The sequence below is a fragment of the Natrinema sp. LN54 genome, assembly GCF_052439245.1.
Taxonomy (GTDB): domain Archaea; phylum Halobacteriota; class Halobacteria; order Halobacteriales; family Natrialbaceae; genus Natrinema; species Natrinema versiforme_A.
The window spans coordinates 651547-678230 of the sequence record NZ_JBQVRP010000001.1 but is presented as its reverse complement, the minus strand read 5'-3'; the positions used below and the strand labels follow the sequence as shown (position 1 = coordinate 678230).

31 protein-coding genes are annotated in these 26684 nt (G+C 65.5%); 17 read left to right on the top strand and 14 right to left on the bottom strand.

Features of this window, described 5'->3' with window-relative positions:
• Nucleotides 1-22 precede the first annotated feature (22 nt).
• On the bottom strand, nucleotides 23-301 hold the full coding sequence (locus ACT4ML_RS03425; RefSeq protein WP_444719601.1) for a hypothetical protein: 279 nt from the start codon (nucleotides 299-301) through the stop codon (nucleotides 23-25).
• 332 nt (nucleotides 302-633) lie between these two features.
• Between ACT4ML_RS03425 and ACT4ML_RS03420 the strand changes: the two genes are divergently transcribed.
• A complete protein-coding gene (locus ACT4ML_RS03420) occupies nucleotides 634-1029 on the top strand; it encodes a 30S ribosomal protein S6e (RefSeq protein ID WP_444719600.1) in 396 nt (131 codons plus the stop codon).
• 30 nt (nucleotides 1030-1059) lie between these two features.
• A complete protein-coding gene (locus ACT4ML_RS03415) occupies nucleotides 1060-1497 on the top strand; it encodes a DUF7112 family protein (RefSeq protein WP_444719599.1) in 438 nt (145 codons plus the stop codon).
• Between the two features lie 160 nt (nucleotides 1498-1657).
• On the opposite strand, the gene ACT4ML_RS03410 is transcribed toward ACT4ML_RS03415, so the two are convergent.
• From ACT4ML_RS03410 to ACT4ML_RS03375, 8 genes are all read right to left on the bottom strand, one after another.
• A complete protein-coding gene (locus ACT4ML_RS03410; protein ID WP_444719598.1) occupies nucleotides 1658-2158 on the bottom strand; it encodes a helix-turn-helix transcriptional regulator in 501 nt (166 codons plus the stop codon).
• Nucleotides 2159-2498: 340 nt separating this feature from the next.
• Complete coding sequence (locus ACT4ML_RS03405; RefSeq protein ID WP_444719597.1) at nucleotides 2499-2963, bottom strand: FlaD/FlaE family flagellar protein; 465 nt, start codon at nucleotides 2961-2963, stop codon at nucleotides 2499-2501.
• 184 nt (nucleotides 2964-3147) lie between these two features.
• Nucleotides 3148-4875, bottom strand: coding sequence for an archaellar assembly protein FlaJ (gene flaJ / locus ACT4ML_RS03400; RefSeq protein ID WP_444719596.1), 1728 nt, complete (start codon nucleotides 4873-4875; stop codon nucleotides 3148-3150).
• Nucleotides 4876-4882: 7 nt separating this feature from the next.
• Nucleotides 4883-6562 (bottom strand): type II/IV secretion system ATPase subunit, encoded by a 1680-nt coding sequence (locus ACT4ML_RS03395; RefSeq protein ID WP_444719595.1) that lies wholly within the window; start codon nucleotides 6560-6562, stop codon nucleotides 4883-4885.
• The gene (locus tag ACT4ML_RS03390; RefSeq protein WP_444719594.1) at nucleotides 6563-7291 is read right to left on the bottom strand and encodes an ATPase domain-containing protein; all 729 of its coding nucleotides are present in this window, start codon (nucleotides 7289-7291) and stop codon (nucleotides 6563-6565) included.
• Nucleotides 7288-7752 carry a flagellar protein G gene (locus tag ACT4ML_RS03385; RefSeq protein ID WP_444719593.1) on the bottom strand — a complete coding sequence of 155 codons (465 nt, stop codon included), beginning with the start codon at nucleotides 7750-7752 and terminating at the stop codon, nucleotides 7288-7290. Before ACT4ML_RS03385 ends, ACT4ML_RS03390 begins: the two co-directional genes overlap by 4 nt.
• A 2-nt stretch (nucleotides 7753-7754) precedes the next feature.
• Nucleotides 7755-8183 carry a flagellin gene (locus ACT4ML_RS03380; RefSeq protein WP_444719592.1) on the bottom strand — a complete coding sequence of 143 codons (429 nt, stop codon included), beginning with the start codon at nucleotides 8181-8183 and terminating at the stop codon, nucleotides 7755-7757.
• 38 nt (nucleotides 8184-8221) lie between these two features.
• The gene (locus tag ACT4ML_RS03375; RefSeq protein WP_444719591.1) at nucleotides 8222-9316 is read right to left on the bottom strand and encodes a FlaD/FlaE family flagellar protein; all 1095 of its coding nucleotides are present in this window, start codon (nucleotides 9314-9316) and stop codon (nucleotides 8222-8224) included.
• A gap of 440 nt (nucleotides 9317-9756) precedes the next feature.
• Here ACT4ML_RS03375 and ACT4ML_RS03370 point away from each other — a divergent pair, with 440 nt between their 5' ends.
• The 6 genes from ACT4ML_RS03370 to ACT4ML_RS03345 all read left to right on the top strand — a co-directional run bounded on the left by ACT4ML_RS03370 (nucleotide 9757) and on the right by ACT4ML_RS03345 (nucleotide 14686).
• Nucleotides 9757-10347, top strand: a complete 591-nt coding sequence (locus tag ACT4ML_RS03370; RefSeq protein WP_444719590.1) for an archaellin/type IV pilin N-terminal domain-containing protein — start codon at nucleotides 9757-9759, stop codon at nucleotides 10345-10347.
• Nucleotides 10348-10373: 26 nt separating this feature from the next.
• Nucleotides 10374-10892, top strand: a complete 519-nt coding sequence (locus ACT4ML_RS03365) for a hypothetical protein (RefSeq protein WP_444719589.1) — start codon at nucleotides 10374-10376, stop codon at nucleotides 10890-10892.
• Nucleotides 10889-12898 (top strand): hypothetical protein, encoded by a 2010-nt coding sequence (locus ACT4ML_RS03360; protein WP_444719588.1) that lies wholly within the window; start codon nucleotides 10889-10891, stop codon nucleotides 12896-12898. Before ACT4ML_RS03365 ends, ACT4ML_RS03360 begins: the two co-directional genes overlap by 4 nt.
• Entirely contained in the window at nucleotides 12895-13302 is a 408-nt protein-coding gene (locus ACT4ML_RS03355; protein WP_444719587.1) for a DUF7500 family protein, read from the top strand. Before ACT4ML_RS03360 ends, ACT4ML_RS03355 begins: the two co-directional genes overlap by 4 nt.
• Before the next feature lie 99 nt (nucleotides 13303-13401).
• The gene (locus ACT4ML_RS03350; RefSeq protein WP_138243883.1) at nucleotides 13402-13827 is read left to right on the top strand and encodes a DUF5807 family protein; all 426 of its coding nucleotides are present in this window, start codon (nucleotides 13402-13404) and stop codon (nucleotides 13825-13827) included.
• A 163-nt stretch (nucleotides 13828-13990) separates the two neighbouring features.
• Nucleotides 13991-14686 carry a hypothetical protein gene (locus ACT4ML_RS03345; RefSeq protein ID WP_444719586.1) on the top strand — a complete coding sequence of 232 codons (696 nt, stop codon included), beginning with the start codon at nucleotides 13991-13993 and terminating at the stop codon, nucleotides 14684-14686.
• Between the two features lie 338 nt (nucleotides 14687-15024).
• On the opposite strand, the gene ACT4ML_RS03340 is transcribed toward ACT4ML_RS03345, so the two are convergent.
• Nucleotides 15025-16305, bottom strand: a complete 1281-nt coding sequence (locus ACT4ML_RS03340; protein ID WP_444719585.1) for a DHH family phosphoesterase — start codon at nucleotides 16303-16305, stop codon at nucleotides 15025-15027.
• A 72-nt stretch (nucleotides 16306-16377) separates the two neighbouring features.
• Nucleotides 16378-16851 carry a universal stress protein gene (locus ACT4ML_RS03335; protein WP_444719584.1) on the bottom strand — a complete coding sequence of 158 codons (474 nt, stop codon included), beginning with the start codon at nucleotides 16849-16851 and terminating at the stop codon, nucleotides 16378-16380.
• A 114-nt stretch (nucleotides 16852-16965) separates the two neighbouring features.
• Between ACT4ML_RS03335 and ACT4ML_RS03330 the strand changes: the two genes are divergently transcribed.
• Nucleotides 16966-17424 (top strand): universal stress protein, encoded by a 459-nt coding sequence (locus ACT4ML_RS03330; protein WP_138243887.1) that lies wholly within the window; start codon nucleotides 16966-16968, stop codon nucleotides 17422-17424.
• A 31-nt stretch (nucleotides 17425-17455) separates the two neighbouring features.
• Here the strand turns inward: ACT4ML_RS03330 and ACT4ML_RS03325 are convergent, their stop codons facing one another.
• Both ACT4ML_RS03325 and ACT4ML_RS03320 read right to left on the bottom strand, forming a co-directional pair.
• The gene (locus ACT4ML_RS03325; RefSeq protein WP_444719583.1) at nucleotides 17456-18058 is read right to left on the bottom strand and encodes a GNAT family N-acetyltransferase; all 603 of its coding nucleotides are present in this window, start codon (nucleotides 18056-18058) and stop codon (nucleotides 17456-17458) included.
• A gap of 2 nt (nucleotides 18059-18060) precedes the next feature.
• Nucleotides 18061-18432: a universal stress protein gene (locus tag ACT4ML_RS03320; RefSeq protein ID WP_138243889.1), complete on the bottom strand. Its 372-nt coding sequence runs from the start codon at nucleotides 18430-18432 to the stop codon at nucleotides 18061-18063.
• 146 nt (nucleotides 18433-18578) lie between these two features.
• Between ACT4ML_RS03320 and ACT4ML_RS03315 the strand changes: the two genes are divergently transcribed.
• The 4 genes from ACT4ML_RS03315 to ACT4ML_RS03300 all read left to right on the top strand — a co-directional run bounded on the left by ACT4ML_RS03315 (nucleotide 18579) and on the right by ACT4ML_RS03300 (nucleotide 23031).
• Complete coding sequence (locus ACT4ML_RS03315; protein WP_444719582.1) at nucleotides 18579-19997, top strand: ATP-binding protein; 1419 nt, start codon at nucleotides 18579-18581, stop codon at nucleotides 19995-19997.
• 639 nt (nucleotides 19998-20636) lie between these two features.
• Nucleotides 20637-21653: an SDR family oxidoreductase gene (locus ACT4ML_RS03310; protein ID WP_444719581.1), complete on the top strand. Its 1017-nt coding sequence runs from the start codon at nucleotides 20637-20639 to the stop codon at nucleotides 21651-21653.
• 124 nt (nucleotides 21654-21777) lie between these two features.
• On the top strand, nucleotides 21778-22107 hold the full coding sequence (locus ACT4ML_RS03305; protein WP_444719580.1) for a hypothetical protein: 330 nt from the start codon (nucleotides 21778-21780) through the stop codon (nucleotides 22105-22107).
• Between the two features lie 99 nt (nucleotides 22108-22206).
• The gene (locus ACT4ML_RS03300) at nucleotides 22207-23031 is read left to right on the top strand and encodes an MBL fold metallo-hydrolase (protein ID WP_444719579.1); all 825 of its coding nucleotides are present in this window, start codon (nucleotides 22207-22209) and stop codon (nucleotides 23029-23031) included.
• 61 nt (nucleotides 23032-23092) lie between these two features.
• Here the strand turns inward: ACT4ML_RS03300 and ACT4ML_RS03295 are convergent, their stop codons facing one another.
• On the bottom strand, nucleotides 23093-24121 hold the full coding sequence (locus ACT4ML_RS03295; RefSeq protein WP_444719578.1) for a DUF5787 family protein: 1029 nt from the start codon (nucleotides 24119-24121) through the stop codon (nucleotides 23093-23095).
• Nucleotides 24122-24283: 162 nt separating this feature from the next.
• On the opposite strand from ACT4ML_RS03295, the gene ACT4ML_RS03290 reads away from it, so the two are divergent.
• From ACT4ML_RS03290 to spt4, 4 genes are read left to right on the top strand one after another with little or no spacing between them, the layout of a single operon-like run.
• Entirely contained in the window at nucleotides 24284-25516 is a 1233-nt protein-coding gene (locus ACT4ML_RS03290; RefSeq protein WP_444719577.1) for a translation initiation factor IF-2 subunit gamma, read from the top strand.
• A 4-nt stretch (nucleotides 25517-25520) separates the two neighbouring features.
• A complete protein-coding gene (locus tag ACT4ML_RS03285; RefSeq protein WP_444719576.1) occupies nucleotides 25521-25913 on the top strand; it encodes a PIN domain-containing protein in 393 nt (130 codons plus the stop codon).
• Entirely contained in the window at nucleotides 25914-26483 is a 570-nt protein-coding gene (locus tag ACT4ML_RS03280; RefSeq protein WP_138243897.1) for a DNA-directed RNA polymerase, read from the top strand.
• Nucleotides 26484-26485: 2 nt separating this feature from the next.
• On the top strand, nucleotides 26486-26683 hold the full coding sequence (gene spt4, locus ACT4ML_RS03275; protein WP_076143095.1) for a transcription elongation factor subunit Spt4: 198 nt from the start codon (nucleotides 26486-26488) through the stop codon (nucleotides 26681-26683).
• Nucleotide 26684: the final 1 nt, after the last annotated feature.

Here is a 26684-nt window from a genome sequence, read left to right as displayed (position 1 = left end):
TGTTGCCATCCGACCCGGGCGGCTATTTCCGATACGTCCGGATTCCGAACCGGCCGTAGCCGCCGTATGCGATCTCGAGCGACCCGATCCACCAGTTCCACCGCTCCGGCGGGGTCCCCTCGGGGGCGTCCGCCAACTCCTCGAGGACGAGGTCGTTCGTCAGCGTCTCCCCCATATCGGCCTCGTACTGGCCGGAATCGGCCAGATCGACGGCCTGTCGAACGACCACCCGCGACTGCCCGCTCGTCCCGCCGAACTCCTCGCGCAGGCGTACCTCGAGTCGCCCGGGATCGATGAACACGATTCCTCGTAGGCGTTCGACATACTTGACTGTTCGAGCGAATCGGACGCCGAACTGGACGATTTTACGTGCAGTGGCCGGGAGGACGGCTCGAGCAACGCGAGAGCCGTCCGACCCGGGGGAGGGCAGGCCGTTACCCGGTACCGACCGCGAGCGAACCCGAAGGGTGAGCGAGCGGGCCGACGACCGATGTGGAGACCCCGAAGGGGTCGAAACGGAGGGAGGAGTGCTTTTCATCGAAGTTTTGCCGAGGGCTCGGCGGAGCCGCGCCCGCAGAGCAAAAGTTCGGTGGGATCGATGTTCTTTTGAGCGACGGCCGTCTTCCGTCGGGCATGGCAAGTTTCACTGTCGTTGTCGGCGACCCCGAGTCCGGGTCGTCCCACCAGCTCGAGGCGGAGGATCAGGACGCGAACCGATTCATCGGCAAGTCGATCGGCGACGAGGTCGACGGCGGCTCGGTCGGACTCGACGGCTACACGCTCGAGATCACCGGCGGCTCCGACGAGGCCGGCCGCCCGCTCAACGAGGAGGTCGCGGGGCCGAACCTGAAGGAAGTCATGATGGCCGGCGAGCAGACCGGCTACAAGCCGTCCCGAGACGGCGAGCGCCGCCGAATCACCGTTCGAGGCCGCGAGGTCTCCGACGCCGTCGCACAGATCAACGCATCGATCACCGAGCGCGGCAGTACCGATGTCGACGAACTGCTCGGCGACGCCGACGACGAGTAAGCAGCGTCGATTTCAATCCGATTCGTTTTCATGTCAGACAGAATTGCGAGCGACCACCCCGCCGTAGACACGGTTAGATCGACGTGTACGGAGACGGCGACGGGGGTCAAACTCGAGGTGCCGGCCGACGACCGCGACCAGTTCCCGACCGACGAGGTCGTCCGGGTTGCACTCGACGGCGAGGAACGGTTCGCGCGGGTCGAACGCGCGCTAACGGGCGAGGAACTGTCGATTCCGGGTATTTACGACACGCCGGATCTGGCTCGAGACCCCAGCGGTGCGACCGACCGACTGGCCGAGTGGACCGACGACCACGACGTACCGGCGGGCGGCTCGGTGCTGATCGACGTCGTCGAACCCGAGTTCCTCTACGGCTGTCGCGCGCCCGGCGAGACGACCTACTACGACGCCCGCGAACCGCCAACCGAGAGCCTGAGTGAAATCGCGAAGGACCTCGAGGAGTCCTGACGGACGGGACCGATACCGGCGACACAGCGGCCGGTAGCGGCGCATCTCGTACTCGAGTTTCGCCGTCCGAGGAGCGATGCGGTCGCGGTTTTCGCTAGCTAGGTCTGTTTTCGGACAGCGAGTGTTCTCGGAGTTCGAAGAAACGGAAACCGCGACCGGCTCAGAGCCGGGGGAGGAAGGCGTACAGCAGGAGTCCGAAGGCGAGATGCTGGACCATCGTTCGCTCGACGGTCGCACGGACGTACTCCTCGTCGGCGATGGAGTACTCCTTGGTTCGAACCTTGGCGTGCATCGAGAGCACGTCGTCTTCCTCTAAGTTGTGCAGGCTCGGGTAGACGGTACCCGGGCTGAGCTGTGCACCGAAGAGGTGGGTCAGGTCCGAGAGGAGTTCCTTGCCGTGGGTTTCCTCGTGGAGCGCGATGAGCATCAGGAGGATTTCGTCGAGGTTCTCCTTGATGATTGCCTCGTCGAACTGGACCTCGTCGGTCGGGAGCGCGCTGTTTACCTGCTCCATCAGTTCGTCGAGTTCGCGTTCGATGTCTTTCGTTCCGTCCTCGGTCGATCCGAGGGAGATATCGTACGATTCCGACTGGTTGTCCGCAGTCGCCGCCCTCGACAATTCGTCGAGCACGGATTCGGTGTTGGGTGTTTCCTCACGCATTGACGATCACCAGATGGGGGTTTCGTGAGCGGCCCGTTTTCCGGCCGCCGACCACGCAGGCCGACGGGCGATCGAACACGGGGCGCATTCACGACTACTGAGTTCCTGACGCTGGGACGTATTAAGGGACAGGGAACCGAACGGTACGCTTTTGCTATAAATCAAGCCACCGAGAATGACGTAATAACTGACTACTGGTCGACTCGTATCGTGGTTGCCCGATGTAGGGATGAAAAGAAGACGAACGGTCGTCTAATTTCTATATCGTATGGATATATCCACTTCTGTGGTGGCGCAGAATACCCTTGATAACTGTTGTGGCCCTTCGTCGGGTATATGGTCAATGAGATGACGGGCCGTCGCGGATGATGCTGACCATCTCGTTGGGCTCGTCGGCGTCCGCATCGTCCTCGTTGTCGATCCGCCGTTCGACTCGCCGTTCGGCCATCCGCGCGATCATTACGTGTTCCTCGAGGTCGTCGCCCCGAATCGTCGCGATGTACTCGAGGCTCTGGGCGTGTGCGCTAAAGAGCGTCCCGCTCAGGGACTCGAGAGGGTACTCCAGCGTCGTCGGTTCGTCGTAGCGTTTGTTGTGAATCTCGCCGAGCGAGAGCCCGCGCAGGTAGGAGGTCATCTGCTCGCGGACGAGCGGGCTGATCCAGCCCAGGTCCTCGTAGTAGCGCAGGCAGTTCAGCGCGCCCGTCGTCCCGAAGGTCTCGCCGAGAAAGCGCGCCCACTGGATGGTGGCGTCGGTTCGCCCGGCCGATCGTTCGAGCGTCTCGAGGTAGGGCTGTGAGTCTGACATGGGGTGGCCGGCATCGCCGGTCTATTGCTGTTCCAGTCGCGGAACGGTCAAGAAGATTCGCGTCATTACGAGCGGTGAGTCGCCACCGGAAGCGGCTGCCGCACGGCGGCCGAGAGGCGGACCCGGCTCTCGAGTCGGTGTTTTGAGTCCACCCAAGAAGCGATTCCAACCCGAACCGACGGCCTCAGACGCTGATGACGACGTTGACGACGTACTGCGTGATGACGGCGATCACCGCACCGAGCCACGTCATGATGACGAAGTGGACCAGGGCGCTGATCATGTGGCCGCGGTCGGTGATGCGGATCATGACCGCCGAGAGCGCGGCGTTGATGAGAATCGTCAGGATAAGCAGATACTCGATGGTCTGAATATCGTACTGCTCGGTACTGAGCAGGTTCCCGGCGACGTCGCTCTGTTCCTCCAAGTTCATCTCGCTCGTGATGTTCATCATGATCTCGACGACCTCGAGGCCGACGAAAAACGAGAAGACGGCGGCGGCGGTGATGCCGTAGAGGACACCGATCAGCGTCATCGTCGCCTGCTGGCGTTGCTCGCGGACTTTGAGCACTTCGTTCTGGTTCTCGCTGATGACTTGCCCGAGCACCTGCGGGTCACCACCCATCTGGCGGCCGACGACGTACATGTCGCCGAACTTCTGGATGAGGTAGGAGCCGGTCTCCGCGGCGAACAGCCGCCACGAGCGGATGTCGTCGATCCGCATGTTGAGCCGCTTGTAGAGCGCGTCGACGTTGTCAGTCAGGGCCCCGAAGTCCTTGCGCCGCAGGCTCTCCAAGACGCTGCCGGTCGAGGTCTGTTTGACGCTCTCGACGGCCCCGAGTGCGCGGATGAAACTGGGGAACTCCCCGTCGCGGACCTTGACTTTCTGTTCCTCTTGGCGCATCCGCCAGCCGGGAAGCAACAGCGGCGTGACGGGGAGCGCGGCCATGAGCGGGAGCGGGACGCGATCGGCGATGACGGGAACGATCCCGAGCGCGGCGAGGACCATGACGAGCGCGAGGACGACGCTGCACCCGATCCCGATCGCGAGCGCCCGCGGGATCCGGGTCAGCGGGCCGGTCCCCTCGGTCTCCTCGATGTACCAGATGGGATCGTACGGCGAGACGACGTGGATCGCGTAGACGAACGCCACCTGCACGATCGAGAACATGACGATGGTACCGCCGATCAGCACCGTCGGATTGGTCCCGATCAGGATCGGCAGGACGATGGCGAATACGAGGATAAAGGCCACCGACAGCATCATCGACATGTACAGCTCCTTCATCACGTCGAGTTTCGCCAGATCGGCCTCGTAGCGGGTGACGAACTGCTGGATGATCGTGTCCTGTTCGTCCATCAGGAACTCGCTGATCTGCTGGCCGCCGCCGACCGTGTACGCGAGTCGCTCCAAGAAGTCGGTTAAGAGCGGGCTCGTGGTCTGTTTGGCGCGCAGCCGGCAGGCGTCGTCTAAGCTCTGATTCCACGTGTCGACCATCGCGACGAGATGCCCCATCTCCTCGGCGAGAGCGTCGTACTCGTCTTCCTCCGCCAACGTCCGGAAGATCTCGACGCGGTTGATGTTCGTCATCGAGAGGACCGTGATGTGGGTCAGGAAGAGGTGAAAGCGCTGGCGGACCTGCTTTCGCTTGCGGTCTTGGGCCAGCTTGGGGTAGATGATCGCGACGACCATCGCCAACAGCCCCAACAGGACGACCGGGAGCCCGATCATCAGCGAGAGCCCGAGCGCGAGGACCGCCACTCCCGATCCGAGGAAGAACACGAACGCGGGCGTGATAACGAGCAAGAGATACCGCGAGGCGGACATCTCCATGTTCGCGTACGCCATGTTGAGCGACTCGAGGACCGATCGAGCGCTCATATCGGGCGCGGACTGGGAGTCGGTCGACATGATGATCTCAGGCGAACTGATCGATGCCGCTGATCCGGATGGGAAGCCCCTCGAGGCCGTCGCGCTGGAAGTCGGCGATCGCGTCGTTGACCTCGTGGTAGCCGAGCACGTCGGCGTCGATGAGTTGGCGGATGATCTCCGCCCGGCGGTCGAGTTCGTCGTAGATCTTCCGGGTGTCCTCGTAGCCCAGCAGCGTCGCGATCTGTTCCTCGAGGACGAAGGAGTTGTTCCGGCCGGTGAAGGCGACCTCGTCGTCGCGGGGGTCCCACTTGAACGCCTGCCGGGTGACGACGCCGCCCTCGTAGTCGGAGTAGCCCTCGATCTCTTGGACCGAGGTCACCCGACGGAGGACGTCGTCGCCCTGTTTGACCCGGTTCTGGAACAGCGCGACGTCGCAGTTGTCCATGAACGTCTCGGGGACGTTGATCGGGGCCCCGGTAAAGCGCTGGATCATCGAGACGATGTCGCTGGCGTGGAAGGTCAGCATGACCGGGTGGCCGGTCTGGGCCGCCTGAAACGCCATCTGCCCCTCCGCTCCGCGGACCTCACCCACGACGATGTAGTCGGGGCGGGATCGCAGCGCGGCCGCGACCAGATCGAACATGTCCACGTCGGCCGACTCGTCGCCCGACCCCTCGCGGGTGAGCAGTTGCTGCCACGTGTTGTGGGGCGGAATGACCTCCGCGGTGTCTTCGGCCGTGTAGATCTTCGCGTCCCGCGGGATAAACGAGAGCGCGGCGTTCAGCGTCGTGGTCTTCCCCGACGCCGTCTCGCCGACGACGAAGACGGTCTGTTCGTTCTCGAGACAGAGCCAGAGGTAGGCCGCGAGTTCCGGGCTCAGGGTCCCCCACTTCGTGATCTGGAAGACTGACAGCGGGATCTCCTCGCCCTGTCGAATCGTCAACGAGGGCCCCTGCACCGACACGTCGTCGGAGTAGATGATGTTGATACGCGAGCCGTCGGGCAGGGTCGCGTCGATGACCGGATCGGAGTCGCTGACGGGGTGGTTCATCCGCTCGCCCATGTTCCGCAGCCACTGCTCGAACTCCTCGGGCGTGCCGAAGTCGACCGTCGCCGAGATCATCCCGTAGGTTCCGTGATCGAGATAGCACTGTTTGGGCCCGATCACGTGGATGTCCTCGTTGGCCGTGTCGACCATCACGGGTTCCAGCGGACCGAGCCCGACGATGTCGCGCTGGAGCTGGTATCGCAACCGGGTGAACTGGTCGCTCGAGAGCGCGATCTTGCTCGTCCCGAACGACTTGAGCCGGCCGATCGACTGCCCGGTGATTCCCGAGGTCACTTCGACGACCTCATCTAGGAGTTCGTCCAGATGCTCCTCGAACTCCTCGTCGTTGCCCGGTGCCGGCCGGGTGACGCTCTTGTCGAGGATTTTCTGGCGGATGCGGTTGTACAGCGCCTTGTCCTCGTCCTCGAGGGTCGGCTCGACGCAGTAGTAGGTGGTGTCGATCCCCAGATCGCCGTGGACGTGACAGAAGATCGGCGCCTCCGCCTCGTAGATGACGTTGGGTCGATCCGACTCCCACTCGCCGCTTGGCTCGTCGATGAGTTTCGGGTACTCGCCGTACTCCTCGTAGAACCACTCGAGGTGCTCCCTGAGATGCGGGTAGTCGTCGGCCAGCGCGTCGAGTTGGCTCTCGAGTCGGGCGGTGCCGAAGTCGGACATCTAGGCCACCGTCCTGCTGACGATCGAGACCCCGCGGCCCTGCTGGACGCTGAAGCCGATGGAGTCGTCGACCGGGTTCTTCATGTTCTGGAACCGCCGGACCAGGACCTTCCGTCTGATCTCCTGTCCGACCGTGTTCGTCTCGATCTCGAGGTAGATGTCGGCGACGTTTCGCAGCGGTCGCAACGCGTCGTCGCGAACGCTCGTCGGATCGACGGTCAGGACGACGGACTTGTCCCGCATGGTCACCTGCCGCAGGAACGTGACGAGCCGCTGGATGACGTGGTCCTCGTCGCCCTCGTTGATGACCGCCTCGTAGTTCGGATCGTTCCGCAGGAGCGACGACAGCGTGTCCACGAAGACGACGTCTGCCTTCCAGAGCGTCTCCGCGCCCGCGAGCCGACCCAGCAGTTGTCGTTCCTGCCCTTCGTTGCGGGTGTCGACGTTCGCGTGCAAGAATAGCAACTGCTCGTCCAACAGCAGGTCGACCACGTCGTAGGATAACGAATTCATCTGCTGGACGAACTCCCACGATTTCAGCTCCGTCGAGACGTACGTGACGTAGGCGTCCTCGGTCGCCATCCCGTAGGAAAAGCGCTGGGAGAGCGCGCTCTTGCCCGCGCCGTCTTGGCCTTCGATGAGGACGATACTCCCTGCTGGGATTCCGCCGCCGATGGCGTTGTTCACGCGGTCGCGATCGGTCAGTCCGATGGAGTGATACTCTGTCATGAGACGTAGAATTCGAACACCTCTTCCGCACCGTTGACGGTCACCTTCACCCGGTGTTCCTCGCCCGTCGCGAGCGACTGGTCGATCTCGAGTTCGGCGACCGTGCCCCGTCGCCACGGCCCGCCGCCGTCTTGCACCGTGACCGTCATCGCCTCGTCCGAGATGTACGAGCCGTTGACCAGCACGTCGAGACCGGTTCCGTCGTCGGCAAGGGTCTTCTGGCCGGTGTTTTTCACGAGGATCGTGACGTTCTCCGCGCCGTCCGAGTTGTACACCGCATCGCTCCCCGGATCGCTGATGATCTCGATGTCGGTATCGATCTTGTCCGTCACGTCGGCGCTCTGGGTATCGACCGAGTTGCTGAGTTCGTTGACGTTGGTCACCAGCGTCCCGGCGACGCCGGCCGCGACCAACATCGCGGCGATGAACAGGATCAGCGTCGAGACGGAGTCGCCCGCCATAGTTACCGCACCACCGTCTCGGCGATTCCGTGTTCGGTCACGAGCTTCACCCTGTTCGGGTCGGTCGAGACCGTGACGGTCAGTGTCTCTCCGGGCTGCCACAGCTCGCGGCCCGGGGCTCCGTCGACGCTCGTCTCGTAGGTACTCCGGCTTCGGTAGTTGCCGTCGATCAAGAGATCCGTCTCGGCGACCGAAAGCGTCGTCGAGCCGGTGTTATTCACGTGCATGATGAACTCCTCGTTTCCGCTCTGGTAGCCCTGTGAGTCGATCTCGATCGCCGTGTTTCGCATCTCGAGGCGTCGATCGTCGCGGTCGTCGATCGCCGTCGACCGGTTCTCGTGGGCCGTCTGGAACACCGGGTAGGCGATCCCCGCGGCGACGAGGACGCCCACGACGATGATCGCCGTCGCCCCGCTGGTACTGAATCCCACGTCGAATCACCGTCCTCCGTCGTCGGCTCGGGTCACGGCTACGTCCCCGTCTCGGCGTCCGGTTCGATCTCCCGTTTGGTCTCGTGGATCTCCTGGAGCTTCATGATGTACGTGTAGCTGTCGGCGTGATCCTCGGCGGTCAGTTCGTCCGGCGTCGTCCCCGGATCGACGTGAATGTCGAGGTCCGGACCGCTGAGCATCGCCTCGAGGTGGTCCCTGACCTCCTCGTCGATCCAGCCGATCTCGCTGTAGTACGAGATCGCACGCAGCGTCGCGGCCGGGCCGGCCGTCCGGACCAGTTCGGTCAGCCACTCGAGGACGATGATATCTGTCGCGTACGTGTCCGCGAGCGTCTCGAGGGTGACGTCGGAGCCACCCTCATCGGTCCCATCGTCTTCGTCCACGTCGTCCGCGTCCGGCCCGTCGACGCTCTCGGTGGCTTGCACTTCGACGGTGGTGTCGTCGGTGTCGCCGTCCTCGTCGAACGCGATCGTCTCACCACTGCCGTCACCGTCGGACTGGGCCGCCGCGTCCTCGATGACGTCTTTGAGGTCGTCGAAGGACACCGTCTCCTCCGCGCTCTTCGTACCGCCGTCCGCGACGCCGACGCCGCTCCGGGTCGGCTCCTCGGGCGGCGACTCGTCTTCGCCGAAGACGCCGAATCCGTTCCGTTCCTCGCCGGCTCCCGTAAACGGGTTCACGTCGTCGGTCAACATGTCGTAGACCCCGAGCAGCTGGCGGACCGTGTCGTTCATCTCCTCGACGCGATCCGCGACCTGCTGCTGGGAGTCCTGGACCGTGCCCAGCTCCGAACTCTTGTCCTCGAGTTGCTCCTCGAGTTCGTCGAGCCGGTAGTAGAGGTCGTCGAGTTCCTCCTCGTCGGTCGACGAGGAGCCGCGGCCGAACAGTCCGCCGCCACCGCCACCGCTGCCGCCCGAATCGGGCTCGGACTCGACGCGTTCGTCACTGTCCGCCCCGTCCGTCGACTTCCCCGTCTGCGCGTCGGCCGCCGTCTCCTCGAACGGGTCGTCCTGCTGTTGGCGCTGTTGTTCGCGCTCGCGCCCGCGGCGGCCGCCGCTATCGCTGAGGAAGTCTTCGATGAAGTCGCGGAGGGAATCGAGTCCGAACTCCATCTACTCCCTCCGCGAGCGCGTGCTTCGACGGCTCGCCGCGCTCGAGCGCTCTCGGCGGCGATCCTCGTCGGACGATACGGTCATACTACTCACCCGTAGTTGCGGTGTTCCTATAGATGTGCGCTCGAGTTCGCGCCGTGTTTCGAATCGTGAGTCGAGTCTCGATACGCGGTCTGAGGTGATACGGAGCTTGATAGTCCGACTGAGCGATGTGTCCGCTGGGGTGCATCCCCAGATACTGTGATGCCGAACCACTCGCCACACTCCGGCCTTCGACGGGACACGACTCGTGGCCCGTCGCCACGCCCACCGCGGGAGCGACGGGAGCATCCCGTCGAGTCGGGGACCGACGCCCGCGTGGGCGTCTCGAGGTTCCACGGTGGCGCCGAATGCCACGACGGAACCGACCGGGCGAGGTCGGCACTCAGGGTGTACACATAATGTTCGAAAAACTTACAGACGCAGACGAGCGCGGTCAGGTCGGTATCGGTACCCTGATCGTGTTCATCGCAATGGTGCTCGTCGCAGCGATCGCAGCGGGCGTACTGATTAACACGGCCGGACTCCTCCAGAGTCAGGCCTCGAATACCGGCTCCGAAACGCAGCAGGAGGTTGCGAACCAGATCGACGTTACGCACGCAGTTGGTGAGACTAACGGCTCTGCTATTTCGAATCTCAACCTCACTGTCAAGAAATCCGCAGGTTCGGAAGCGATTGATCTCACATCTGCGACTATCCAGTATACGAGTGGCTCTGCAGACCAAACACTCACATTCGGTGACACAAATGATGACCCCAGCTCAAATACATTCGTTACGGATGAAGTCGCTACTGACAAATCCGACGATTCGTTAACAAGCAGTGAAGAGCGGGTGGTAATCACGCTTGCTCTCGACGAAATTGAAGGCGGTGCTGGTCTAGCAACGGGTTCATCTGCGACGATCAACCTCGTTGATCAATCCGGTGCAACGACGGTATACGGCGTCACTGTGCCGAATACGTTCGGCAATGATGACTACGTTATCGTCTAAATAGGGTCTCTTTCCCACCGATTTTTATGGACCTAGAACACCAGTGCGTCGTCGTAACCGCGCTTTGCATACTACTCGTTACGTTCGCGGCCGGACCACTGGTTCCTGCGATCGATGCCACCGACTCCGCCGACAAATCGGTGGATCTCTATTCCTCGTTCGGGGGAAACGAAGAAAGTGTCTCCGTCGACCGAGAACTCTTCGTTTCGCCACAGCGGGTTCCCGCCGAAACCCTCTCGCTCGAGCGAACGAACACCGACTCGCACCGGCTCGAGATTCCCGACGCGCTGGTCTACGTCGAAACCGGCTCGGAACCGGTCGCGGTGACTTACCGCGTTTCGGTTCCCGAACTGAATTACAGCGAGAACGCGACCAGCAGCATTTCCCCGGGAACGGACCGTTCCGTTCCGCTCTCGATTCCCGACGGGTCGGTCGCGGATACCGAGAACTCGAGCGTCGAGGCTACAGTAACGGTCACCGCGGAGTCCGACGAGGTGGCCTTTACCGTGACCGAGGAAACCGTCGCCCTCGAGGTGCCCGAATGAGCACTGCCCATCGCGTCCGCGAGGAACTGACGGGTCTCGAGGTCGACCGAACGCTGCTGGTCCGAGTGCTGTTCGGTGATCGAACCGGACTCACCATCTACCTCGGGGCGCTCGTACTGTTCGCGCTCTACTGGCGCGTCGACATTTTCATCGTCGATACGTTCGCCATCGGGAACGCGCTCGTCGCCGTTTCGGAGGGCCACCTCCACATCACGCAAGCCGTTTACGGGCCGGCGGATCCGTCGACGCCCGGCATGAACATCGTAGACGGCCGGCTCTACGCGCGAAACTACGGCCACGTCGTCTTCGCGCTCCCGTTCCTCTGGGGGCTCGAGGCGATCGCGCTCGTCGCCGATGTGCGGATCGCCATCGCGGCGCTGTGGAGTTTGCTGGTGCTCGCTTTCTGCGTCCAGCTTGGTCGCCTGCTCGGACGCGGTCGTCTCGCGACGCTGGTCGGCTGTGCGCTCGCGTTCGGCCTCTTTCAGGCGAACCTCGCGACGGCGACCGAGCTGCCGCCCCGGCTGTTTCCGCTGCTCGCGCTGCAGGTGAGCACGATGGTCGCGGCCGGATTCGTGCCGGTCGTCCTCTACCGGTTGTTCGAACACGCACACGGCCGACGGGTCGCGACGGCGGCCGGGATCACCGGCGTCGTGCTCGTCCCGATCGGATTCTGGGCCTCGATCCCGAAACGTCACGCGCTGACGGCGCTGCTCGCCCTGATCGCGCTGTACGGCTTCTATCGGAGCCGCGCGGCCATCGCGGACGGCGACGAGGGGGTCACGTTCCGAGCGCTCTCCTACGCGGCCGTCGGCGGGACGGCGTGGATTCACGCTCCCGAAGCGCTCGCGTTGTTCGCCGTGCTCGTCCCCGCGGATCTGTTGACGGCCCGCTCGAGGGATCCGCGGACCCTCGGCCTCATCGGCGGCGTGTTCGCTCTCTCGCTGGTGCCGTTTTTCGCGACGAATACGCTCATCACGGGCAATCCGGTCAAACCGCCGCGATTGCTGTCGACCTACACCGGCGGCGACGTACTGGTCGATACCGTCGGAACGGACGCGGGCGGTGCCGAATCGGGCGGCGAGGCCGCTACGGGAGATGCCGGTGGAACCGCGTCCGGCGATGGCGGCTCGAGCGGTGGCGGAACGGAGTCGACCCCGGGCCGCGGCTCGACCACCGGCCTGACGAGTGTCTTCACGCGACTCGTCGGTGGGGCAGTCGCGATGGCGTCGGCGGGGATCGACGGCGCGCTGAACGCGCTGGACGTGTTCGGCGGACTCCTCAACACCGGCGTCGACTCGCTGGACACCGAGCGGCTCTCCCACGTTTTTCTCCGGAGCGGGCGCATTCCCGGCGTCGACTACAGTCAGACCGGCGGCCAGACCGTCGAGCTCACAATTCTCGAGTCCGCGCCGGTTCTGGGGGCGCTCGTCGCGACCCCGCTCGCGGTCGCCCGGCACGCGGTGAGTCGCCGCGATCTCCGTCGGCGACTCCGCGATCCGCTCACGCAGACGGACGTCTTCGCCGCCTGTTACATCTGCCTCTTCAGTCTCCTGTACCTCTCGCGGCTCCCGCTGCACTCGACGATCACGGTTCGGTATCTCGCCCCCATCGTCCCGTTCCTGCTGTACGGCGTGTTCCGACTCGAGCCGATCCGACGGGTCGCCGATCGGGAGTGGCGGTCGTTCGCGCTGGCGACGGGCGGGTTCACGGCGCTCGGAATCGCGGCCGCGATCGCCGCGTTCAACGCCGACCGGGCCGTCGGGAGCATCGTGCAGACGCACGCGGTCGTCAATCTCTGCGTCGCCGGCGTCCTCGCGTCGTGGGTCGTCGTCGCGACGCGAACCGAGAAAGGAGACCGCCTCGGGGCGCTCGCGCTCGCACTGGCTGTCGCGGCGATGGCGGTGTTCCTGCTCCTCTCGGGGCTCGAGTACTTCGGCAGCGGCCGCCAGTTCGCGCTTCCGATCGCGGAACTCATCGCGCAGTACATTCCGATCAGAAACCCATGACTGACACACGAGACACCGACACGGACACGGTCCTCGAGCCGGACGACCTCTCGCTCGAGGGAGATCACGTTCGCGAACTCGCCGAGAACCAGTACGTAATCAGGGCGGAGACTGACGAACTGAATACGCGTCAGTCGCCCGAGAGCGACGCGGCGGACGCACCGACGGAGCGGTCGGTCGACGCTCGAGGCGACGGCGGGACGCTCGCCGATGCGCCCGAACCCCACGGCGTCGATATCTCGCTGAAGACCGACGGGGCGGTCGCACACCACCGCGCGACGTCACACGACGTCCGCGAGGTGTTCGTCGATCTCCTGACGTGGTACGCCGGCCAGCTCGACGAGGACATGTCGCCCAGCGAGGCGCTACAGGTGATGCTGGCCGCGTCCGATCTCGAGGTCTGAACTACTGGGGACGCCACGGCGTGTACGCCGTTCGGTCGGCGGCCGAGCGAACGGCTGCGAATAACTCCCTTTTTCCACCTCGAGCGCGAATCCGCCGTCATGAGCAACCCACGTGCGGAGTTTCTGGCGGGCGACCGCCTCGAGGACGTCGCGCTGTTTCTGGCCGATTCCTACGTCTCCGACGAGCGACTCGAGCGGTTCGGCGACCGGGTCGACGACGGCACGCTGATCGTCGTCGACGGCGAGCGCGGGCGGGGCGCCTTTCAGGCGGCGACCGGCACCGGCGCGATGGAGTTCGCGAAATCCGCGATGAGCAATGAAGGAGAGATCGACGACGACCTGACGGGCGGGCAGTGTCCGGACGCGGACGACGACGAGAGCCACGCGGTCCAGTTCGTCTTCGCGTTCGCCGAAGCGCAGAACGAGGAGGTCGGCGGCATCTACGCCGACGGGGATGTCATCCACGCCTACGCCCAGTGTACGTGCGGGACGGCGTTCTCGGATCGGTGGACCGCGGGCGACTGACTCTGCCGTCGCCGCCACTGACCGGACGCGTTCGTCTACCACTGGGTCCCGCTCGAGTCCCGGTCTCTCGTTCCGCACTCGAGCACCGATCCACCGGTTCGGTTCCTGACACCGTCACCTGTCGGCCGTCTCCTTTTGCTCGAGGACGGCCTATCGAGGGCGAATGAGTTCGACCGAAACCCCGACCGAGACCGGCCGCGGGTTCGGTCTCTCGAGTCGCGAGGCACGCGTGATCGGCGGTGCGAGCGTCCTGATGGCGCTCAACGTGGTGGTGATGTACGGCCTCGTGAGCACGCCGCTCTCGAGTATCAACGACTACCTGTTCTCGTTCCCGATCATCGGTGCGATCGCCTACGGCGCGGCGATCATGGCCGGCCAGTTGGTCGCCGAGCGGGGCGTCGAGGGCGGCGATACGGGCATCGCGTTCGTCGGGATGGTGATCCTGCAGTTAGCGTTCGGAATCTTCGGGGCCGGGGTGCTCCGGTTCGCGCCCCGCGAATCTCAGGTGACGATTCTCGCCGTCACCGCGGTCGTGGTCGCCGTGTTGACTGCCGTCATCGCGGCCTACGTCTACGCGCGCTCGAAATCGTTCGAGCACTGGGGTTCCTACGCCAACTACGCGTTCATCGGCGGTCTCGTCGCCATCGCGGTCGGAACGTTCTACGCGCCGGTGTTGCTCCTCGGGTTCGTCCTCGTCTTTCTGGGATTCCTGCTCCGACTGGGCTGGGAGATCTGGAAGGTCCGCGACCGGCGGACCGAGTCGGTCGCGCTCCAGACGATCGGCGTCTACATCGCCGTCGCCGGCGTCTTCGTTCACGTCTTGCAACTCGTCATGCGATACTTCGCGTCTCGGCAGTGATTCGTCAGGTCAACTGACTGTCGGCGGATTTCTGAAGGAGGCTATATTCCGAGATATCTGACAGGGGTACGTACTCTGCTATCGTGGCAACGGGGAATCGCCGCGCCCTCCCCAACCGACTCGCTCAGTCACTCCGTTCCCGCGCTCGTCCACTGGAAGACGCGCTGCGTCTTCCATGCAGTCGCTCGTTCCACTCGCGACGACCTCGCACGGCTTCGGACCGCGGCTCACAGTCGTTCGCTGCGGTCCAGCGCGCGCCACCGCACCGGTTGATCAGTCCGAAGTGATACAGAGCGCCCCTATATCGATCGTTTAATAGTTGTGACAAAACGAATCGATCAGTCGTCGCTTGCGTCCGCGTCGTCCGCTTCCGCCGCTTGTTCTTCGGCTGCCTCGTCGACGACGTCGCGGAACGCGTCGAGGATGACCCGTTTCGTCACGGCACCGCGGGTCGTCCAGTGGTTCGCGTAGTCGAGCATGTCGTCGTAGATGTCGGGTTTACAGCCCGCGGCCTTGGGGTGGCCGCCGCCGTTTACCTTCCCCGCGACCTCGTGGCACAGTTCGAATTCGTCGGTGCCGCGGATGGAGGCCGAGCCGGCGGGTTTGACGATCACCGAGGCGTCGGCACCCTGCTCGCGCATGGCTTCCGCGACCTCGTTTTGCGAACAGCGGCCGTAGGTGATCCCGACCGTGTAGCCGCCGATCTCGCGGAGTTCCGCTCGGCCGACCGCCTGGTCGATGAGCGCCTCCTTCTCGACGCGGCGCTCGGCGATGTAGTCCGTGACCCACTCGGGGAGGTCGACGCCGTACTCGCGGACGACCTCGACGTACTCGGCGGGGTCGGTCCAGTAAGCGTAGTCCGCCAGGTCGTCGCTGCGCGGGTCCTCGCGAAGCCAGAGATCGTGATCCCGCGTGACCGCCGCGAGTTCCTCGTACATCGGATCGAACTCGTACTCGAGCGAGCGGTAGACCACGTCGGCGGAACACTCCTCGTCGGAGTCGCCGATCACGAGGTCGACGCCGGTCTCGCGGACCGCCCGCGCCACGTCGTCGCCCCACTGGTGGTGGTCGTACCACGCGATCGAGTCCGCGGTCTCGAGCGCGGCCGCGAGTTCGTCCTCGACGTACTCGTACCGGTCCGGCGCGAGGTCGCAGACGAAGATGTCGATCCCCTCATCGCCGTACTCGGCGACGCGGGCCAGCGCGTCTTCCACGTCGTGGGGGCTCGCGGGAACGAGCGCGACGGTGTGCGGCGTCGGTTCGGGCTCCTCGAGCGGCTCGTCGGCGTCTCCGGCCGCGATGACGACGTTCTCCTCGTCGGCGTCGTCGGTCGCGTCGGCGACCGGTTCCGGCCGGTCCGCGTCGTCCCCGTCACCGTCGTCGTCGGGGTCCGGAATATTCCGCACGTCGTCGTAGGCCTCTCGAAGGAGGGCGACACAGGCCAGTCCGTCGGCGTCCGGGTCCGCGATGACCGCGACCTCGGCCCCCTCGAGTGCGGCCTCGGTCTGCTGGTCTTCGAGGTCGTCCTCGAGCGTATCTGGCAGGAAGAATCCGGTTCCCGGCAGTACCGACTTCCGGGCGAGCGACAGATCGCCGCTCTGGATGAGTTCGTCGTACATGGGACGTACTGGGTGACCGGCGGGGAAGTAACCGCCGGTATCGCGAGACGACGCGGCCGAGCGCGTCCTCGATCAGGCGTTTGCGGCGATTTCGTCGCCGTCTTCGACGTCGCCATCGCCCGCCGGCTCGAGTTGGCGGACCGTCAGGACGGGCACGGGCGAGGTGCGGACGATCCGCTCGGCGACGCTGCCGAGCAGCAGGCGGTTCTCGCCGTGGCGACCGCGGGTCCCCGTCGCGATCACGTCGGCGTCGATCTCGCGGGCGTACTCGCAGATTTCGACGGCGGGCCGGCCCTCGCGGGTGGCGGTCGTCACGTCCCGCTCTGCCCGCTCCTCGACGGTAGCGAGCGCGGCGTCGGCTGTCGTCTCGAGGGCGGTGCGGAGTTCGGCCCGGAGCTGCTCGGGCGAGGCGTCGACCTCGCTGGCGTCGATCACCGAGAGCGCGTGAACCTCGGCGTCGAATCGGTCGGCGAGATCGAGCGCGATGTCGACGGCCCGTTTCACGCTGTCGGAGCCGTCGGTGGCGACCACGACCGTATCGAACATGACCGGGGATTGCGCTCGTACCCGCTTAAACGTCCCCGTTCTGCGGGGGCCGGTGACGACCGCACGCGGGAGCCGTGGGGTGGCTTTTTTGTGACGGGCCACCCACTGCCGCGTATGGACGCCAGCGAGCCGTTTACCGTCGACACAGTTCTCGCACCGGTCGACGGGAGCGACGAGTCCGCCACCGCCGTCGAGTACGCCGTCGCCGTCGCCGACCGGTACGACGCCTCCGTCCACGCGCTGTTCGTCCTCGGACGCGGCGTCGTCCGGGGACTGGACGCCGGGACGGTCGACGAAACCGACATCGCGGAGAACACGCAGGGCTTTTTCGACGACATCAGCACCATCGCCGACGACGCCGGCGTTCCGCTCTCGACCGCGGTCGACGACGGCTTCTCGCAGACGCGGAAGACGCGCCACCCCGGGAACGTCGTCCTCGATACCGCCGACGATATCGACGCCGACTTCATCGTCCTCCCCCGGGAACCCGTGACGCGAGCCGAGGCGGAGGTCCTCGAGAAGGCCGCCGAGTACGTCCTTTCGTACGCGAGCCAGCCGGTGCTGTCGGTCTGATCGCGCCGCTTGAAACTACTGCAGCAGGTGTTCAGCGGTCGTTGTCGCCGTTGCCATCGTCGCTATCGCCCTCGAGCAAAATCGCCATCTCCTGTTCGAAGCTCTCGGTGCCGGTCGATTCGAAGCCGACCCGCTCGTAGAGCGCGATCGCCGGGTTGTTCCAGCGCTCGACGGTCAGCCACACGCGCTCGATGCCGACATCGCTTGCGTGGCCGAGGAGGTTCTCGAGCAGCGTCGTGCCGATGCCGGCCCGCTGGTAGGCCTGCAGGACGAAGATCGCCAGCTCCCACTCGATATCTCTCCTGTGCTCGATCGCGGACGGATCGTCGGTATCGGGGACGAGCATCGCGTGGGCGATCACGTCGCCGTCGTGGCGGGCGACGACGTTGACGCTGTCCTCGCCGATCGTCTCGAGCCAGTTGCGGATGCGCTCCTCGCCGGTCGGCGGGATTCCCTGTGCGCGGTCGGTCGGGTCGAACTCGGTGTACATCTCGACGACGTCCGCGAGCGCCTCGTCGGCGAACGCCTCGGGTGCCCGAATCTCGACCGATCGCCCCTCGCGGTCCTCGACCGTCGTCGGCGGCGAGGGGAACGGCCCGGACGGGTCGTCCGGATACTGACGCGATCCGGACATCGTTATCGCACCAGTTTGACCGTCGTCGGCGCGTTCAACAGGACGAACTCGGTGATCGGGCCGAGCTGAATCTTCCCCATCGGGCTCAGGGTGCCGCCGCCGATGACCAACTGGTCGTACTCGCCCTGCTCGGCGTAATTGACGAGCGCGCTTCCGGGATCGCCCTCGAGTTTCTCGACCGCGACGTCGGTGATGTCACCCTCCTCGAGGGCGTCGACGGCTTGCTGATACATTTCGTCCTGCGAGCGTTTCGACTCGGGCTTGTCCAGGACGACGATCGTCAGGTCGTCACCGACCTCGCGCGTCCGCTCGATGGTCCGTCGGAGCGTCTTCACCGACTCGTCGCTGCCGCCCAGACCCAGCAACACGTTCATACTGGTGACTGTGAGCCGATACACGAAAACGGTTGTGCCGGTTTCCGTCGCTGAACCGCCACCGCGGGACCGCTCGGGATGGAACGCGGTCACATACGTTGCGCGGGACGACGCTGTTAAGAACGTGTAGCGAGTACGTTCACGGAATGAGTGACGCGGCGCTCGATGTCGTGGAATTTCTGCTCACGACGAGCGTGTATTCGGACGACCGGACGCTGGACGAGAACGACCTCCCGCCGTCGGTCCGCCGGGTCTACTGGACCGGCGGCGTCGACGAGGACGGGGACGACGGAGACGGCGGCGGAAGCGGGCGCAAACCCGCCGGGATCAGTCGCCCGCTGTCGGTGACGACGACGACCGCCCGCGAGGCGACCGGCGTCGACCGCCCGTGGGAGGCCGTCTCCGACCTCATGTTCACCGAACGCGACGAGTTCTCGGGAACGATCACCCTCGCCCAGCGGGGGATGGCCGAAGAGTGGTTCGCCGAGCGCGTCGACGACGAGCGCCTGCTCGAGAACCCGACGCTCGCGAAACACTTCGCGAATCACGACGACTACGACTTCGCGGTCACCCACGAGGAGGCCCGCGAGCGAAACCGGCCGATTCAGGCCGACCGCGTCTGGATCGACGGCCTCCTGAACGAGTACTTCGACGAGGAGGAAGACGAGGAGATGCTCGACCTCGTCGAGGTCCGCGCGCCGGAGGAAGTCGACATGTCGCTGGACGACCTCGTGCTCACCGAGGACCAGCAGAACGAACTCAACAAGATCTCGAAGGCGATCGAACACCGGGATTACCTCGCGAACATCGGCCTGCGCGAGATCGGGAAACTGCTGTTCGTCGGGCCGCCGGGCACCGGGAAGACCTCCACGGCGCAGGCGCTGGCACAGGACATGGACCTTCCCTTCGTCGAGGTCAAACTCTCGATGATCACGAGCCAGTACCTCGGCGAGACGGCCAAAAACGTCGACAAGACCTTCGAGGTCGCAAAGCGGCTCTCGCCGTGTATCCTCTTCATCGACGAGTTCGACTTCGTCGCGAAGACGCGGCGCAGCGACGAACACGCCGCGCTCAAACGGGCCGTCAACACCCTCCTCAAGAGCATCGATAACATCTCGCTCATCGAGGACGATGTCCTGCTCATCGGCGCGACCAACCATCCCGACCAACTCGACGACGCCGCGTGGCGGCGTTTCGACGAGATCATCAACTTCCCCAAGCCCGACCGCGGCATGCGGGCAGACATCCTCGGCCTGATCACCCGCACGATGGACATCGACGAGTTCGATCCGCAACTCATCGCCGAGGTCACCGAGGGCCTGACCGGCAGCGACCTCCGGATGGTGCTCCGGGAAGCGGTGCTCGAGGCGCTGACCGAGGACCGGACGACGCTGACACAGGAGGACCTCATGAACGCCGTCGAGGAGTTCGAGGAGCGGGACACGCTGAAGAACATGGACATGATGGAGGGCGACCACGACGCGCTCGTCGCGGGCGGCGACCTCGGCGACGCGGCCAGCGACGGCGGTCACTCGCACGATCACGATCACGACCACGATCACTGAAATCGCTTCGGAACGGGTCTCTGGCCGGAGCTATCGGTCTTTTTGCGAAACTGGGGTCTCGAGTGACGACACCAGTGAACCGTCCAGTAGAAGGCGGCCGAATTGGGGTCTATCGCACGCTCCCTATCGAAATACGTGGTAGAGCATCGTTACGATCGCGATAACTGGAACGAAAGCGAGGATGCTCGCTGTCTCAACGGCTCCGTATTCACCCGACAGATGAACTGACGCGGCAATAACCACCAGAACTCCCGAGACGGAGAGTCCCAGAACGCGAGGGTCGGTCCGGAGGGACGAATCGACGGACGTCGTCATTCGTGTCTCGCGGGGGTGCTGCTGGGGCTCCTCCGAGTGGCCGTCTGCGCGGTCATCCGCCATACAATTACAACTGTAGCTCATCCTATAAGTTTCCCACGCCTCGTCGTTTCCGCTGCGGATTGATTTTGACTGCCGGCAGGGAATAGGACCGTTCTGTACTCGAGGGAAGTTAGCCCTAAGTTCATCCGTCGTACGAACGGCCAGTTCGGAGGTATCGCGGTCGAACGAGTCTCGCGATCGACTCTCGACCCGACGACCGGCCGGTTGCCATGCCAATACAGGCGTCAGGTAGCACCGTCTCGAGGCAGTAGCCCAACTGCTATGAGTCCCGACCCGAATCTGAAATCGCTCGAGGAGCAGACAATCGTAATCACCGGCGCGTCGTCGGGGATCGGCCTGACGACGGCGCGGACGGCCGCCGACCGCGGGGCGCGAGTGGTCCTCGCAGCCCGCAGCGAGGACGCGTTGCGGGAGGCGACCGAGGAGATCCGCGATGACGGCGGGGAGGCCGAGTACGTCGTCGCCGACGTGGGCGACCGGGACGACGTCCGCGAAATCGCCGACACGGCCGCGGAAACCTACGGCGGCTTCGATACGTGGGTCAACGGCGCGGGCATCTCTATCTACGGCAAGCTGACCGAGGTTCCGGTCGAGGACATGCGCGAGCAGTTCGAGACCAACGTCTGGGGAGTGGTGTACGGCTCGCTCGAGGCCGCCGAGCACCTGAAAGGGAAAGATGGTGGCGGCGCGATCATCAATATCGGAAGCATCGTCTCCGATCGCGCGATCATCCTGCAGGGCAGCTATTCGGCGTCCAAACAGGCGGTCAAGGGCTTTACCGACTCGCTGCGCATGGAACTCGAGCGAGCCGACGAACCGGTGTCCGTGACGCTCGTCAAACCGAGCGCGATCGACACGCCGTTCGCGGAGCACGCGAAGAACTACATGGAGACGGAAGCCTCGCTGCCGGCCCCCGTCTACGCGCCGGAGACGGTCGCGCGGACGATCCTCGACGCCGCGGCCGATCCCCAGCGCGAGGTGACCGTCGGCGGCGGCGGGAAGAACATGGTCGCGATGGGGCGGACCCTCTCGAGCGCGATGGACACCCTCATGGAAACGGTGTTCGTCGACCAACAGCGGAAGGCGGAGCCGCCGACCGAATCGGACGGGCTCGAGGACCCGACCGGCGACCTCGAGGAACGCGGCGGCTACGAGGGCCACGTCGCCGAGTCGAGCCTCTACACGCGGCTCCGCCAGCGCCGGGTCTCGCCCGTGGTCGTCGCCGGCCTCGCGGCGACCGCCCTGTACGCGGGGTACAGGATGATCCGCGGCCGGTGACTGACGACGGCTGGGCCCTGCGTCGCGAACGCGACTGCGACGGCGGACCGATGTCCCGTGACGGATCGGGGGCCGGTCGCCCCGCGGGGAATACCCTTTATGTGACGGCTGCCAACCACCTGCTATGAGCGATAGCGCGCCAGAGGGGTCCGCCGCGGACGCGTTCGCCGACCGGGCGCAGGCGGCCCACGGCGACTCGATCAGTCGGCTCGTCGTCTTCGGGGACGCCGCCCGTGGCGACGACCGCGGCGTCCACGCGTCGGTGGAGGTACTGCTGGTCCTCGAGGACGCGACCGAGGACGTCGAACGCGAACTCGAGGCGCTCGGCGAGACCGTCGGGCTCGAACACGGCGTCGTCTTCTCGGTTCATATCCTGCCGGTCGACCGGTTCGAATCGCAGACGGACCACCCGTTCATCCGGACGGCGCTCGAGGAAGGGACCTCGTATGTGTAGGCGACGGCGGGTCGAGCGCGCTGACTGGGTCGAACGCGCCGACCGCGGCGGCCCGACGGCCGCTCGGTCGCCCGCGTCAACCGGAGGTGTCACCGCCCGATGCGGGTGACCCTGTTGGGAACGGGCGACACGACCGGGACGCCGACCGTCGGCTGCGACTGCGACACCTGCGAGGCCGCCCGCGAGCGCGACGTCGAGCGCACGCGGTTCTCGGTCCACGTCGAAAACGAGCGGACCGACGAGTCGCTGCTGATCGACTTCAGCCCCGACTTTCGCTCCCAGTTCCTCCGGGACGAGGTGCCCCTGCCCGACGCCGCCGTCATCACCCACATTCACTTCGACCACCTCGACGGACTGGGCAACGTCTTCCGCGTACTCGACTCCCTCGAGGTCTACGCGGCCGACGAGACCGACCCCGAGACCGGAAAGAGCGTCGCCGAGACGATCCGGGACGACTACCACTACCTCGAGCCCCTGACCGTGGTGCCGACGACGCCCCTCGAGACGGTCCGAACCTGCGGGCTCGACGTGACGCTGGTGCCGGTCGACCACCCGCCGCTGGTCTGCTACGGGCTCGTCGTCGAGGACCCGGTAACGGGAGCGAAGCTATCGATAACCGGCGATACGAGCTACGAGGTTCCCGCCGCGTCCCGCGATGTTCTCGCCGACGCGGACCTCCTGCTCGCCGACGCCATCGTCCCCGCGAGCCTCTGTGACCACCACCCCATCGGCGGCCGCCACGAGGACGCCGAGGGCACCCCGCGGACGTTCGGCACGAAACACATGACTCGAGAGGGCGCTCTCGCGATGGCGGAGAAACTAGACGCCGATCGAACGCGGCTGGTCCACCTCGCCCACTTCTATCCCGTCGAGGAGGCCTTCGCGGAGCCGCTCGCGGTCGACGGCGAGACGTACGTGTTGTAGGCGACCGACTGCGCGGTCGTTCGAACGCGCGAGTGAAACGAGCGCTGGAAGCCGATCGTCGTCAGCCGAACTGATCGAGTCCCGACTGTTGCCGGCGCTTGCCGTCGGGGTCGGCCTCCCACGCGGTCCGGCGATCGCGTTCGGCCTCGAGATCGACCGCGGGCTCGGTCTCGGTCCCCGAATCGCCCTCGTACCCCGGACACGAGGGGCCACACTCCGAGCCGGCGTCGACGACCCGTCCGTTCCACTCGCAGTAGGGCAGCGTCGCGCCGCTCGCGTCCTCGGGGCGACAGGCCCCGCAGTCCGGAAACGCGTACGTTCGCCAGCCCTTGCCGTAGGCCCGTTCGGCCAGCCGCCGGCGCGCTCGCGCCTTCGCGTCGGCGGAGACGGTCGCGATCTCGGTACGACCGGGGTGGGACTCGAGGGGTTCGATGCCGCGCTCGTCGACGGACAGCGGCGTCGGCTCCCGGACCACTTCGATCTCGAGCGCACTCGTCGGTGCCGTCTCGGCCGTCGGGTCGGCGCCGTCGCGGTGGACTCGCCAGACGCTGACTTCGTCGGGAATTCGGTTCAGGTGTGCGCGCGTGACGTAACTCTCGGTCGCGAGCACGATCTCGTCGACCAGCGCGAGGCTCGCGTCGGTTCGCAACTGGGCCTCGAGGTCGCCCGGCCGCCCGAGGTCGGGCTTGTTCTCGATCCCGACGATGCGGTCGTACCAGTCTGGGTAGCGGGCGACCTGCCGGACGTACTCGCGTCCGCCGGCCGCGCCGGCGCCGTGATCGCGCTCGAAGAACCCGATCTCGATGGCCCGCTCCGTGGCGCTGCGGGCGCGCTCGGGGTGGCAGTCGAAGGCGTCCTTCCAGTAGCGGGCCTGTCCGGTGCCGACGGCGGACTCGATCGCGGCGTCGGGGATCGCCTCGCTCGTAATCGCGACGCGGTCGTCGAATTCGGGGCCGGGCTCGATACAGACCGCGTCGAGAATCCGCCCGCCGGGATCGGCGACGCCGCCGCCGAGCTGGCGCGCGACGATACCGTCCCGTCGCTCCTCGAGACGGGCGCACAACTCGAGTTCGAACGCGAACTCTGACACGGTATCGGTGAGGGCGGCAGTCGAGATAAGTCGCCGGGTTCGGCGGTTCGCGGTCGACCGTGCGTGGGAACCTCACTGTCACTTCGCCGCCGGAGGAAGGGATAGCTCGCAACCTTTATCAAGCGCACAGCGGAATCACTACCCAAGATTACTCATCGTCTTATGGTAGGAAATCGACAACCGGAGGTGAACATCGGGCTCGTCGGCCACGTAGACCACGGCAAGACGACGCTGGTGCAAGCCCTCAGCGGTTCGTGGACGGACCAGCACTCAGAGGAGATGAAACGCGGTATCTCCATCCGACTCGGCTACGCGGACGCGACGTTCCGCCACTGCGAAGGGCTGGACGAACCCGAGTGTTACACCGTCGAGGAGGAGTGTGCGGACGGCACGCCGAGCGAGCCGCTCCGTACCGTGTCGTTCGTCGACGCCCCGGGTCACGAGACCCTGATGGCGACGATGCTCTCGGGCGCGTCGCTGATGGACGGGGCCGTGTTGGTGGTCAGCGCCAACGAGCCCGTCCCCCAGCCCCAGACCGAAGAGCACCTGATGGCGCTCGACATCATCGGGATCGACAACATCGTCATCGCCCAGAACAAGGTCGACCTCGTCGACCCCGAGACCGCCCGCGACAACCACGACCAGATCAAGGAATTCGTCGAGGGAACGGTCGCGGAAGACGCCCCGATCGTCCCCGTCTCCGCGGGTCAGGAGGTCAACCTCGATCTGCTCATTCAGGCCATCGAGGAGGAGATTCCGACCCCGGACCGGGACCCCGACGCGGATCCCCGGATGCACGTCGCCCGCAGTTTCGACATCAACAAACCCGGGACGACCGCCACAGACCTCGCCGGCGGCGTCCTCGGCGGCAGCCTCGTCCAGGGCGAACTCGAGGTCGGCGACGAACTCGAGATCCGACCCGGCCGCGAAGTCGAGGAAGGCGGGAAGACCGAGTACGTCCCGATCGAGACGACGATCCGCTCGCTGCAGGCCGGCGGCGAGGCCGCCGACACCGTCACGCCGGGCGGCCTGCTCGGCGTCGGGACCGGACTCGACCCCTCGCTCACCAAGGGCGACGCGCTGGCCGGCCGGATGGCCGGCCCGCCGGGGACGCTCCCGCCAACGTGGAACGAGTTCACCATGGACGTCGACCTGCTCGAGCGGGTCGTCGGCGCGGAAAGCGGCGAGACGGTCGACGAGATCAGCACCGGCGAGCCGCTGATGATGACCGTCGGCACGGCGACGACCGTCGGCTCGGTCACCAGCGCCCGAAGCGGCGAGTGCGAGGTCGCGCTCAAGCGACCCGTCGCCGCCGATCCGGGAACGAAAATCGCGATCAACCGCCGCATCGGCGCGCGCTGGCGGCTGATCGGCCTGGGAACGCTCACGGACTGAGGCGATGAGCACGCGGACGCGGGTCGCCCTCGATACGAGCGCGCTCATGATGCCGGTCGAACTCGACGTGCGGTTGTTCGAGGAACTCGAGCGGCTGTTGGACTCGTTCGAACCGACGATTCCGCAGGCCGTCCTCGAGGAACTCCGGCGGCTCTCCGAAAAGGGCGGCACGGAGGGGACGGCCGCGACCGTCGGTCACGATCTGGCGACCGAACGCTGTCTCGTCGTCGACACGGAGGCATCGTACGCGGACGACGCGCTGGTCGAACTCGCCCGCGAGGGCGCGGTCGACTACGTCGTGACGAACGACCGTCCGTTGGGCGACCGGGTGCTCGAAGCGAGCAGACCGGTAATTGCATTACGCGGGAGAAACAAGTTAGCGATCACTCAACCATAGATGTACAAACGGGTCAGATTGAAGGATACGGTAGAAGTGCCACCGGAAGAGCTCGGCGACGTGTCGCCGGATCGAGTCAAGCGACTGCTCCAGGACAAACTCGAGGGGCGGATGGACGAGGAGGTCGGCAGCGTCGTCTCCGTCACCGAAGTCCACGACATCGGCGAGGGAACGGTGCTGCCGAACCGGCCGGGCGTCTACTACGAGGCCGAGTTCGACGCGGTGACGTTCGATCCGGAGATGCAGGAAGTCGTCGACGGCACCGTCGTCGAAGTCGTCGAATTCGGCGCCTTCGTCGGCATCGGCCCCGTCGACGGGCTGCTCCACGTCTCCCAGATCAGCGACGAGTATCTCGCCTTCGACGGCGAGAACCAGCGGCTCTCCTCGAACGAGTCCGACCGCGCGCTCGGCGTCGACGACGCCGTCCGGACTCGTATCGTCACCAAGAGCATCGACGAGCGCAACCCCCGGGACTCGAAGATCGGGCTCACCGCCAAACAGCCCGGCCTCGGCAAACACGGCTGGCTCGAGGAAGAGCGCGAGAAACGCGAAGCGACCGCAGGTGAATAACCATGGCATCCGACCGTCTCGTCTGTCGCGAGTGTCACCGGGTCAACGAACCCGACAACGAGACCTGTGACGCCTGCAACTCCTCGTCGCTGACCGAGGACTGGGCGGGCTACGTCATCATCGCCCACCCCGAGGAAAGCGAAATCGCGACGGAGATGCAGATCACCGAACCGGGCGCGTACGCCCTGAAGGTCCGCTGAC